Origin of the sequence: Micromonospora sp. NPDC049060 (assembly GCF_040649055.1) — a bacterium.
Taxonomy (GTDB): Bacteria; Actinomycetota; Actinomycetes; order Mycobacteriales; family Micromonosporaceae; genus Micromonospora; species Micromonospora reichwaldensis.
Map to the genome: position 1 here is coordinate 1 of NZ_JBEZEV010000135.1, position 11,422 is coordinate 11,422.

The following is an 11,422-nucleotide window of genomic DNA, read 5'->3' on the forward strand; positions in this document are numbered from 1 at the left end:
TGCTCCTGAGACGGCTCGGCGGGCGCCGACGTTCGGTGAGGCGAAGATCACCTGACGGTGGTGACCGTCCGGCGGAGGCCCGGTGGGCCGGCACCCGCCGCGCCGCCCGAGGGGCCGACACGGCGGGTGCCACAGGGGCCGTCAGACAACGTCGACGGTGAACTTCTGTGCGGTTCCGAGACCCAGGGTCGGGCTGGACCAGTCGATCGTCCGGTCCGAGATCAGCGGGTTGGCACCGGCGGTGATCGCCTGCCCGTCGACGTACGCGCGCAGATAGATGGAGCCGTCCGCGTTGTAGTCGATGAAGTCGAACACCTCTGCGGAGCCGACGGTGGTGCTCGTGGCGATCAACGGCTTCGTGCCTTCGCTCGCTGCGGTCACCAACTTGCCGTTCACCAGGGGGCGCAGCGTGAAGAAGCTGCCCTCGGGGAGGAAGGCCAGTTCGTACTTCTCCCAGCCGCCAACGGCAGCGGCGCCGGCGATCAGCGGCTTCGTGCCCGCACCGTCCGCGGCGACGAACCTGCCGTTCGCCGCCGCCCTGAGGCTGACGATCGGGTTCGGTGCCTCCAGGTCGAACTTCGCCGAGGCGCCGATGGCATCGGCGCTCGCGATCAGCGGCAGCGTGCCCCCGCCGTCCGCGACGACGAACTTGCCGTTCACCACTGCCTTGAGGCTGACACTGCCATCGGTGTTGTGGACGATCTGGAACTTCTCCCACCCGCCGATGGCAGCGGCGCCAGCGATCAACGGCTTCGTGCCCGCACCGTCCGCCACGACGAACCTGCCGTTGGCCCGTGCCCGCAGCCCGACGTACCCGCTTCCGGCGTCGACGATGTCGAACTTCTCCCACCCGCCCATGGCAGCGGCGCTGGCGATCAACGGCTTCGTGCCCGCACCGTCCGCGACCACGAACCTGCCGTTGATCCGCGCCTTCAGCCCGTACGAACTGCGGGCCACCGGCCCGGTACCGACCTGGAGAAAGCGGTCCAGCGAGCGCTGCGTGTCGTGGACGGCGCCGGAGAGGCCACCGATCACGATGCTGTCGCGCACCTGCGACGGGCTCCACGTCGGGTTCGCCGCCAGCAGCAGCGCCGCGGCGCCGGCGACGTGCGGTGACGCCATCGAGGTGCCGCTCAGCGTCGCGGCGCCCGTCGTGGAACCGATGGTGGCGGAGGTGATGCTGACGCCCGGCGCGAACGTGTCGACGCAGGCGCCGTAGTTGGAGAACCAGGCCCGCGCGTCGATCTTGTCCGTGGCGCCGACCGTGATCGCTGCCGGCACGGACGCCGGGCTCACCAGGCAGGCGTCCTGCATGGAGTTGCCCGAGGCGACCGCGTAGGTGATGCCGCTGGCGATCGAGGCGTTCACCGCGTCGTTGACCGCCTGGACGTTGCCGCCGAAACCGAGGCTCATGTTCGCCACGGCCGGCTTGACGGCGTTCGCGGTCACCCAGTTGATACCGCTGAGGAGTTCCTCGCTCGTGCCGGAGCCCTCGCAGTCCAGGACCCGCACCGCGACCAGCTTGACGTCCTTGGCGACGCCGTACCTGGTGCCACCCACCGTGCCCGCCACGTGCGTGCCGTGCCCGTCGCAGTCACTGGCGTCCTTGGTGGAGGTGCGGTCGGACACGGCGTTGAAGCCGTAACTGGCCCGGCCGCCGAAGTCCTGGTGCGTGATGTTGATACCGGTGTCGAGGACGTATGCGGTGACGCCCGCCGCCGACGTGCCGGGGTAGGTGTAGGAGCCGTCCAGCTTCGGCGACACCTGGTCGATCCGGTCCAGGCCCCAGGACGGCGGACTGCTCTGGGTCCCGGTGGCGGAGGCCCGTACGACGGGCTCCACGTAGGCCACCTGCGGGTCCAGCGAGAGCCGCTTCACCTGACCCGCGCTGGCCTCCATCGAGTACCCACGCAGGCCGTTGGTGAAGACCTTGCGTACCTTGCCCCCGTTCTTCTGCGCGAGCGCGGACGCGGCGGCCCGGGTCTCGCTCGGTGTTGCCTTGCCGTCCTTGAAGACGACGATGTAGCGGCCCGGTACGACCTCGCCGGGTTCGGCACCGCGCACGGGTGCCCGGGTCGGCTCGGCGGGCTCGGCCATCGCCGCGCCACCCGAACCGGCGACGGCGACGGCCGTCGCGGAGGCGAGAAGCAGGCCCGCCACCGCTGAGCGGCGCGCAACGCCACGACGTCTCACAAATGACTCCCCGTTGATTCGAAGGACCGTCCGCTGTGGACGCGGACCGGTCACACGGCCAGCCTCTACCGGACTCGGAGGGCTGGAGAATTCCGCCCCATCATCAGTAATGATCAGTAGCTGACGCGTCAGCCATTCGGTCGATACGTTGGCGTCTCGTACTCGCTATGCGAAGCGGTACGCCCCGCCGTCGGAGGACGCCGGCCGGCATCGGCACCGGTCTGCGCTACAGGCCCTCGTCGCGGGCCCAGCGCAGCAGCTCCGCCTCGGCCTCGTCGCGGTCCAGCGGGCCGCGCTCCAGGCGCAGCTCCTTGAGGTGCTTCCAGGCCTGTCCGACGACAGGCCCCGGCGGTACGCCCAGCAGCTCCATGATGGCGTTGCCGTCCAGGTCGGGCCGGACCCGCGCCAGGTCCTCCTCGGCGGCGATCCGGGCGATCCGCTCCTCCAGCGCGTCGTAGTCGGCGGCGAGCTGGGCCGCCTTGCGGCGGTTGCGGGTGGTGCAGTCCGACCGGGTCAGCTTGTGCAGCCGCGGCAGCAGGTCACCGGCGTCGGCGACGTAGCGGCGCACCGCCGAGTCGGTCCACTCGCCCCGGCCGTAGCCGTAGAAGCGCAGGTGCAGCGCCACCAGCGCGGTCACCTTGGCGGTGATCTCCTTCGGGTAGCGCAGCGCCTTCAGCCGGGCCTTGGTGAGCCGGGCGCCGACCACCTCGTGGTGGTGGAAGCTGACCCGGCCGTCCGAGCCCACCGCCTTCGTCGCCGGCTTACCGACGTCGTGCATCAGCGCGGCCATCCGCAGGACGAAGTCCGGCCCCTCGGTCTCGTACGAGACGGCGTTGCTCACCACGGTCAGGGTGTGCTCGTAGACGTCCTTGTGCTGGGCGTGCTCGTCGATCTCCAGCTTGAGCCCGGTCAACTCCGGCAGGAAGCGCTCGGCGAGCCCGGTGTCGACCAGCAGCCGCAGCCCGGTGATCGGGTCAGCGCCGCAGAGCAGCTTGGTGAACTCGTCGCGGATCCGCTCGGCCGTGATCCGGTCCAGGTCGGCGGCCATCCGGGTCATCGCCGCGTACGCGTCGGGGTGCACCGCGAAGCGCAGCTGCGCGGCGAAGCGGGCCGCGCGCAGCATCCGCAACGGGTCGTCGCCGAAGGACTCCGCCGGGGTGCCCGGGGTGCGGATCACCTTGGCGGCCAGGTCGTCCAGCCCGCCGTGCGGGTCGGTGAACCGGTGCTCGGGCAGGCTGACCGCCATCGCGTTGATGGTGAAGTCGCGCCGCCGCAGGTCCTCGGCGAGGTCGGTGCCGTACTCGACGACCGGGTTGCGGCTGACCTGGTCGTAGGACTCGGCGCGGAAGGTGGTGATCTCCAGCCGCAGCCCGTCGCGCTGGCACCCGATGGTGCCGAACTCCCGGCCGGTCTCCCAGATCGACTCGGCCCAGCCGCGCACGATGCGCAGGGTCTCGTCGGGGTGCGCGTCGGTGCAGAAGTCGAGGTCGTCGCCGAGGCGGCCGAGCAGGGCGTCGCGTACCGAACCGCCCACCAGGTGCAGCTCGTGGCCGGCCCGCGCGAACCGGCGGCCCAACTCGTCGGCGACCGGGGAGACCCGGAGCAGTTCGGCGACGGCGTTGCGCTGCGCGGCGGTGAGTTCGCGGCGGTCGGCGGCGTGGGGAGCGGAGGCTTCGGACATGGGAGCGCCAGACTATCGGTCCCGACGAGGATGCGGTCCGCCGGGCGCGGGTAACGGGTGGCCGTTGACTATCGTCTGTGACGTGCGGGCCGTGGCCCGGCTCCGACGTACCTCTCTGCCTTGGAGGCGACAAGATGAGCGGCGGTCTCTACCGCAGCGCGAACGCCGCCCAGGGCGGCGCCGCGCCCGACCGGCCGTCGGACGGCGCCACGTTCATCTCCGCCGAGCCGCTCAACCAGCCGGCCATGGAGTCGACGGCGCCGCCGCAGGAACAGGTGGGCGAGGCAAGCGCCGCGACCAACAGCGCGGTGATGGCCATGGGCAGCCTGGTCAGCCGCGGTACGGGCTTCCTGCGCAACCTGGTGATCGCGGCGGCGCTCGGCGGCGCGCTGGTCGGTGACGCGTACACCACCGCGCAGATCCTGCCCGGGATGGTCTACGAGTTCCTGCTCGGCGGCGTACTCACCAGCGTGCTGATCCCGGTGCTGGTACGGCGGCGCAAGTCGGACTCGGACGGCGGCCAGGCGTACGCCCAGCGGCTGCTCACCCTGGCGGTCCTCGCCCTCGGCGTGGCGGCCCTGCTCGCGGTCGGGTTCGCCTCGACGCTGACCTGGCTCTACGGCAGCGGCGAGTCGACGGACGGCTATTCGGGCCTGGTCACGGCGCTGGCCCGCCTGATGCTGCCGATGATCTTCTTCTCCGGGTTGAGCGCGCTGATCAGCGCGGTACTCAACACCCGGGGTCACTTCGCCGCCCCCATGTGGGCGCCGATCCTGAACAACCTGGTGGTGATCGCCACCGCCGGCCTCTACATCGCGATCTTCGGCGCGGACATCATCAAGCCGGAGGAGATGACGACCGGGCGGATCCTGCTGATCGGCGGCGGCACCCTGCTCGGCGTCGCCATCCAGGCCGCCGGCCTGCTGCCGGCGCTGCGCAAGGTGGGCTTCCGCTGGAAGCTGCGCTTCGACTTCCGCGAGCTGGGCCTGCGCGAGCTGGGCCGGCTCGGGGCGTGGATGTTCTGCTACGTCGCGGTCAGCCAGATCGGCCTGATCGTGCTGTTCAACCTGCTGAACCGGGCGGGCAGGGAGAACGCCGCCGGCCCGCTGATCTACAACAACGTCTTCCTGCTGCTGATGACGGCGCACGGCATCATCGCCGTCTCGATCATCACCGCGCTGATGCCCCGGATGAGCGCCGCCGCCGCCGACGGCCGGTACGCGGACGTGGCCGCCGACCTGTCCCGGGGCACCCGGACGGTCACCGCGGTGCTCGCCCCGATCGCGGTCTGCTACGCCGTGCTCGCCTCCCCGATCTCGTTCACGCTGTTCCGCTGGGGCGCCTTCGACGAGGGCAACGCCACCGCCACCTCGCTGGTGCTGCTGGCCGCCGCGCTCGCCCTGGTGCCATTCGCGGTCAGCCAGCTCTTCACGTTCGCCTTCTACGCCCTGCCGGACACCCGCACCCCGGCGCTGATCAACATTCCGGTGGTGGCGCTGCGCATCGGGGTGCAGATCGTGCTCTTCGCGGTCTTCTCGGCAAGCTTCGCCGGCGCCGGCATGATGATCGGCAACGCCATCTCCTACCTGGCCGCCGCGATCGCCTCCGCCTGGCTGCTACGTCCCCGGGTGGGTCGGATCGGCCTCGGCGAGATCATGCGCACCAGCGCGCGGGTCGCGGTCGCGGCGCTCGGCGCGGCGGTGGTCGGCCTGATCGTGGTCAAGCTGCTGCCCGGCGACGACACGCCGAGCCGCCTGGAGGCCGTCGTCCAGCTCGTGGTCGGTGGGGCGGTGATCGGCGGGACGTACCTCGGGCTGGCCATGGTCCTGCGGATCGGCGAGATCACCGAGGTCGTGGGCATGGTCCGCCGCCGGCTGGGCCGCTGACCGATACCCGTCTCCCCGGGCGGGCGACACGCTGCGGGCGGACTGCACTCTCTGTGAACGAGGATCACCAGCCTGGGGATGCGCCTGTGGATAACTCCGTGATTCGCCGCTCAGGCACCGAAAGGACCTGTGGATAACCAGCCGTACGGCTGAGCATGGCGGTCCGGTCGGGGGGAACCCGGCTGCGTCGGCGCGCTCGCCGCAACGGCCGGCCCCCTCCCTGCGGGCGCTTGCGGCCAACCTCTAGATTGGCCAGTACATGTGCCAGCAACGTGGCTGACAACGGGAGCAACCGGACAAGTCGGTCGCGTGCCGGCAGCTCGGCCCGGGAGCGGCGCGAAGATGACATGTCGGGGAGACGGCCAACCCGGGTAAGGTCGCTCTCGACGGGTACGGCAGGCGCCGACGCTCCGCGTCGACACCGGTCGGCCGGTTCCTTCGAAGGCAGAGCGGGAAGCCACATGCCCAGCAGCGCGGGTCCATCGATCGACACGATCACCGAGGGAGGACGGGTGACCCAGGTCGGCGAAGGTCAGGAGGCGGAGGAGAGCGCTCCTCAGGTCATGACCTTCGGTGCTCCCACGGCCGGTGAGATCCTCGCCGAGCGTTACGAGCTGGTCGAGCACATCAACAACGACAGCGCGGGTCGGCTGGTCTGGCGCGGGGTCGACGTCATCCTGCGCCGTCCCGTCGCGGTCGTGCTGCGCTACCCGGGTGGCGACTCGGCCACCGAGATGCTCCAGGGCGCCGTCGCGGCCAGCCGCGTCATCCACCCCAACCTCGTCGGCGTCTACGACGCGATCGACGAGGCCGAGCGGGCGTACGTGGTGCGGGAGTGGGTCGACGGGCAGTCGCTGCGCGAGCTGGTCACCGACGGGCCACTGGACCCGGCGCGCGCCACCACCATCGGCAACGCGGTCGCCAGCGCCCTCGCCGCCGTGCACGCCACCGGCATGGTGCACGGCAACGTCCACCCCGGCACGGTGATGATCAGTGACGACGGCCGGGTGGTGCTGGCCGACGCGCGCACCGACGGCGCCGACAGCCAGCAGAGCGACGTCCGCGCGATCGGCGGGGTCCTCTACTTCGCCCTGACCGGGCACTGGCCGCACGCCGAGGCCCCGCTGCGTGGCGCCACCGCCGGCCACGGCCGGGCCGCCATCCCCGACGCCGTACGCGACGCGGGCGGCGCGCTCGCCGCCCCCCGGCAGGTGCGGGCGGGCGTGCCGGCGTACCTCGACGACCTCACCATGGACCTGCTCGACGCCGAGATCGAGCCGCCCTCGTCGGACGTGCTCGCGGCCGAGCTGGCCCGGCTGGACGTGCCGGCCGACGAGCAGTTCCTCGACAGCGCCGGCCCGCTGCGCTTCGCGGCCGACACCGGCGAGGAGCCGTCGCCGCTCGCCGCCGCCGGCGGACGCAAGGTCGCGATCGGCATCGCCAGCCTGCTGGCGGTCGCCCTCGTCGGCCTGCTGATCGGCATCACCGCCCTGGGCGGCGGTGACGACGACCCACAGACCAACCCGGTCGCGGCGCCCTCGTCGAACGCGCCCGCCGGCGACGCCACCCCGGCCGCCATCACGGCCGGGCCGCTGAAGATCAGCACCGCCCGGATCATCGACCCGGAGGGCGACCGGACCGAGGTCCGCAACGCCGACAAGGTGTACGACGGGGACGAGGACGAGGGCTGGGAGACCCAGACCTACCGGGGCCGCGCCAACTTCGGCAACCTCAAGAAGGGCATGGGCGTCTGGATCGACCTCGGCGGCGAGCACACGGTCAAGTCCGTGCAGGTGCTCCTGTCCGCCCGGGGCGCCTCCGCCCAGCTCTACGCCGGCACCACCGACCGGCCGTCGTCGTCCTCCGGCGACGCCCAGCTCTTCGCGGACTACAGGAAGACCGCGATCGGGCAGCCGTTCGAGGAGCACGAGGGCACCAAGATGACCTTCAACGGCTTCAACGCCGACCAGAAGTACCGCTACCTGCTGTTCTGGATCACCGAGCTGCCGTCGAGCGACGGCGGCTACAAGCTCGGCGTCCAGGAGATCACGGTCCAGGGGTCGTGAGGCAGCCACCGCGCTCCGGGCACCGCATCCGCCGGACGTGGTGATGGGCGTACGCGGGGAACGGGTGACCGGTGGACCGGCGGGTCCGCCGGTCTCGTCGTCGGTGCCGCCGTCCGGGCCGGCGGACCTCGACCTCCTGCACGCCCACGTGGCCGGCGACCCGCACGCCTTCGCCGAGCTCTTCCACCGGCACCGGGACCGGCTCTGGGCGGTGGCCCTGCGCACGCTCGGCGACCGCGAGGAGGCCGCCGACGCCCTCCAGGACGCCCTGCTCTCCGCCCACCGCGCCGCCGGGCGGTTCCGGGGCGACTCGGCGGTCACCACCTGGCTGCACCGGATCGTGGTGAACGCGTGCCTGGACCGGATCCGCCGCCGCCAGGCGCACCCGACGGTGCCGCTGCCGGACGGCGTCCGGGACACGGACTCCGGCACCGGGGGCGTCGAGCCGGCGGCACCCGTGCAGGACCACGACACGGCGCTCGTGGTCCGGCAGGCGCTCGCCGAGCTGCCGGCCGAGCAGCGGGCGGCGCTGATCCTGGTCGACGTGCAGGGCTACCCCGTGGCCGAGGTGGCCCGGATCCTCGACGTGGCCGAGGGGACGGTCAAGAGCCGGTGCGCCCGGGGCCGGGCCCGCCTGGCGACACAGCTCGGACATCTGCGCCCCACCAGGCAGAAGCCGGAGCCGCAGACCACCCCGCAGCGGGCGGAGCCGGCCCCGGCGACGGGCCCGAACGTGCCGGCCGTCACCCGAGGGAACCCCCGGTCGCCCGAGGGCGTCCGATCGGGGTCGGGACGGTCCCGGCGGGATCTCCACCAGGAGGACGCGTGACTGCCGGGGGGTACAGGGAGGTCGACCACGACCTGCTCGCCGACTACCTCGGCGGGGCGCTGGACGGCACCCCGGACGAGGATCTCGTCGCCCGACTGGTCGACGAGGACCCCGACTGGGCGCAGGCGTACGCGCTGCTGGCCCCGGCCGTGGCGGACGTCCACGCGGACCTGGCCACCTGGGGCGCGTCCGCGCCCGAGATGCCGGCCGACGTCACCGACCGGATCGTTGCCGCCCTGGCCCACGCCACGGCGTCCGACCCCGACACCGCAGCCGACCCCGCCACCGCGTCCGGCCTCGGCACCGCGTCCGGCCCCGCCACTGCGGACTCCGCCGGGCCGGGCCGATCCGAGCCGGACCGTTCGGGGCCGGGCCGGGCCGAGCCGGGCGGCCGGAGGGCTGGGGACGACGCGACGTCCGCCGGGGAACGGCCGGCGGAGGGGCAACCTACGGTCAGAACGGGCATCGGGGCGGTACCGGCACAGCCGCTCGGCGGGTCCGGGAGACGTCCTGCCGGCGTACCCCGGTCGGAGCCGGGCCGCGGCGGGGCCACCGGGCCCGGCCGACGACGGCGCCGCTGGACCCGGCTGGCCGGGCCGGTCGCGCTGGCCGCCGTGTCGATCGCGGCGGTCGGGCTCGGCGTCGACCAACTCACCAGGGACCAGCAGACGGGCGGGGCCGCGGACACGGCGTTGCCCGCGACGAACCGTGAGGGCGCCGCCCCCGCCGCCACGCCCTTCCGGATCGCCGGCGAGCCGTCGGTACGCAGCGGAACGGACTACACGCCGGAGTCCCTGGCCGCCCTTCCGTCGTCGCCGAAGGCACGGCCGTTCACCGGCGGCCCGCCCGGAGAGCAGCCCGGCGTCCAGGCGGAGGGCGGGCGGCTGCCCGGCTCCGTCACCGGGCTCGACCGGCTCACCGACCCCGCCGCGCTGGGTGCCTGCATCGGCGAGATCAAGGCCGAGCACGGCAACGGTCCGCTGGTGGTCGACGTGGTCGACTACGCCCGGTTCCAGGGCCGCCCGGCGCTGATCGTGCGCTTCACCGACGCCACGGGAGCGCACTGGGCCTGGGCGAGCGGGCCGGAATGCGGTGTGCCCGGGTCCGGCTCGGACAGCCGCTACCGCACGCGGGTAGGGTGAATTCGCGGTCACCGGCCGTTTGGCCGTCCACGTGACCTGACCCACCGGATGACCGGCTCGGGAATCCCCGGTTCGTACGATGACGTTCTGCACATCGAAGTGCCGGCACCGAGCGGCGTCGGCATCGGATCGGCATCGGTGCGCGCCGATGGCGAACAACACAATCGGGAGACGGCAGTGGACGAGGTCCGCAACCTGATCATCATCGGCTCCGGGCCAGCCGGTTACACGGCGGCGGTCTACGCGGCGCGCGCCAACCTCAAGCCGCTCATCATCGAGGGCGTGCAGTCCGGCGGCGCGCTGATGACCACCACCGAGGTGGAGAACTTCCCCGGTTTCGCCGACGGCATCCTCGGCCCCGAGCTGATGGACAACATGCGCAAGCAGGCCGAGCGGTTCGGCGCGGAGTTCCTCACCGACGACGTGACGCGGGTCGAGCTGAAGGACACCGGCAGCGTGGGTTCCGACGCCGTCAGCACCGTCTGGGTGGGCCAGACCGCGTACCGGGCCAGGGCGGTCATCCTCTCCACCGGCTCGGCGTGGCGTCCGCTCGGCGTGCCCGGCGAGCAGGAGTACCTGGGCCACGGCGTCTCGTCCTGCGCGACCTGTGACGGCTTCTTCTTCCGCAACCAGCACATCGTGGTCGTGGGCGGCGGTGACTCGGCGATGGAGGAGGCCAGCTTCCTCACCCGGTTCGCCGAATCGGTCACCATCATCCACCGCCGGGACTCCTTCCGGGCCAGCAAGATCATGGCCGAGCGGGCACTGAGCAACGACAAGATCAAGGTCGAGTGGAACACCACGGTCGAGGAGATCCTCGGCGACGACGGCAAGGTCTCCGGGGTGCGGGTACGCAACACGCACACCGGCGAGTCCAAGGTCCTCGACGTCACCGGCGTCTTCGTGGCCATCGGTCACGACCCGCGCAGCGAGCTCTTCCGGGGGCAGGTGGAGCTCGACGACGAGGGCTACGTGAAGGTCCAGGCGCCCAGCACCCGGACCAGCGTGCCCGGCGTCTTCGCCGCCGGCGACCTGGTGGACCACACGTACCGGCAGGCGATCACCGCTGCGGGCACCGGCTGCGCCGCCGCGCTGGACGCCGAGCGCTTCATCGCCACGCTGCAGGGCTGAACAACCGAAACACATCCCGGAGGAGGGTCATAGTGGGAGCAACGAAGTCGGTCACCGACGCTAGTTTCGCCGCCGACGTGCTGAAGTCCGACAAGCCGGTTCTGGTGGACTTCTGGGCCGAGTGGTGCGGCCCGTGCCGCAAGGTGTCGCCGCTGCTCGAGGAGATCGCCGGCGAGATGGGCGACCAGGTCACCATCGTCAAGCTCAACATCGACGAGAACCCGGAGACCGCCCGCACCTACCGGGTGATGTCGGTCCCCACCCTCACCGTCTTCAAGAACGGCGAGCCGGTGCAGTCGATCGCCGGCGCCAAGCCGAAGGGCGAGCTCGTCAGGCTCATCGAATCGGCGCTCTGAGCAGCACCGACGCGCGTCGACCCCGTACCCGGTCCGCCGGGCATCGGCTCGGCCGCCGCCAGGTCACGCTCGTACGCCGACGTGAGCGCGTTGTACTGGCCGAATCCCTTGACCAGCAGGACGAGGCCGCCCACACCC

Annotated in this window: 8 protein-coding genes; 6 read left to right on the forward strand and 2 right to left on the reverse strand. The window is 72.1% G+C overall.

Annotation, left to right across the window (positions count from 1 at the left end):
* Positions 1-141: 141 nt before the first annotated feature.
* Both AB0B83_RS29005 and AB0B83_RS29010 read right to left on the reverse strand, forming a co-directional pair.
* The gene (locus AB0B83_RS29005) at positions 142-2,193 is read right to left on the reverse strand and encodes a S8 family serine peptidase (protein WP_357580825.1); all 2,052 of its coding nucleotides are present in this window, start codon (positions 2,191-2,193) and stop codon (positions 142-144) included.
* Between the two features lie 226 nt (positions 2,194-2,419).
* Positions 2,420-3,874 carry a CCA tRNA nucleotidyltransferase gene (locus AB0B83_RS29010; protein WP_357580826.1) on the reverse strand — a complete coding sequence of 485 codons (1,455 nt, stop codon included), beginning with the start codon at positions 3,872-3,874 and terminating at the stop codon, positions 2,420-2,422.
* Between the two features lie 134 nt (positions 3,875-4,008).
* Between AB0B83_RS29010 and murJ the strand changes: the two genes are divergently transcribed.
* The 6 genes from murJ (at position 4,009) to trxA (ending at position 11,284) form a co-directional block, all read left to right on the forward strand.
* Positions 4,009-5,760: a murein biosynthesis integral membrane protein MurJ gene (gene murJ, locus AB0B83_RS29015; RefSeq protein ID WP_357580827.1), complete on the forward strand. Its 1,752-nt coding sequence runs from the start codon at positions 4,009-4,011 to the stop codon at positions 5,758-5,760.
* A gap of 461 nt (positions 5,761-6,221) precedes the next feature.
* Positions 6,222-7,826 carry a protein kinase family protein gene (locus AB0B83_RS29020; RefSeq protein WP_357580828.1) on the forward strand — a complete coding sequence of 535 codons (1,605 nt, stop codon included), beginning with the start codon at positions 6,222-6,224 and terminating at the stop codon, positions 7,824-7,826.
* A gap of 64 nt (positions 7,827-7,890) precedes the next feature.
* Positions 7,891-8,655, forward strand: a complete 765-nt coding sequence (gene sigM / locus AB0B83_RS29025) for an RNA polymerase sigma factor SigM (protein ID WP_357580829.1) — start codon at positions 7,891-7,893, stop codon at positions 8,653-8,655.
* Positions 8,652-9,797, forward strand: a complete 1,146-nt coding sequence (locus tag AB0B83_RS29030; RefSeq protein ID WP_357580830.1) for a hypothetical protein — start codon at positions 8,652-8,654, stop codon at positions 9,795-9,797. The genes sigM and AB0B83_RS29030 overlap by 4 nt, the downstream gene beginning before the upstream one ends.
* Before the next feature lie 177 nt (positions 9,798-9,974).
* A complete protein-coding gene (gene trxB, locus AB0B83_RS29035) occupies positions 9,975-10,928 on the forward strand; it encodes a thioredoxin-disulfide reductase (protein ID WP_357580831.1) in 954 nt (317 codons plus the stop codon).
* Positions 10,929-10,960: 32 nt separating this feature from the next.
* Positions 10,961-11,284 carry a thioredoxin gene (trxA, locus tag AB0B83_RS29040; RefSeq protein ID WP_151452747.1) on the forward strand — a complete coding sequence of 108 codons (324 nt, stop codon included), beginning with the start codon at positions 10,961-10,963 and terminating at the stop codon, positions 11,282-11,284.
* Positions 11,285-11,422 lie beyond the last annotated feature (138 nt).

Bases quoted from the DNA above. Each gene is read 5' to 3' on its own strand.
- AB0B83_RS29010 (WP_357580826.1), bottom strand. From the start codon at position 3,874: ATGTCCGAAGCCTCCGCTCCCCACGCCGCCGACCGCCGCGAACTCACC.
- murJ (WP_357580827.1), top strand. From the start codon at position 4,009: ATGAGCGGCGGTCTCTACCGCAGCGCGAACGCCGCCCAGGGCGGCGCC.
- AB0B83_RS29020 (WP_357580828.1), top strand. From the start codon at position 6,222: ATGCCCAGCAGCGCGGGTCCATCGATCGACACGATCACCGAGGGAGGA.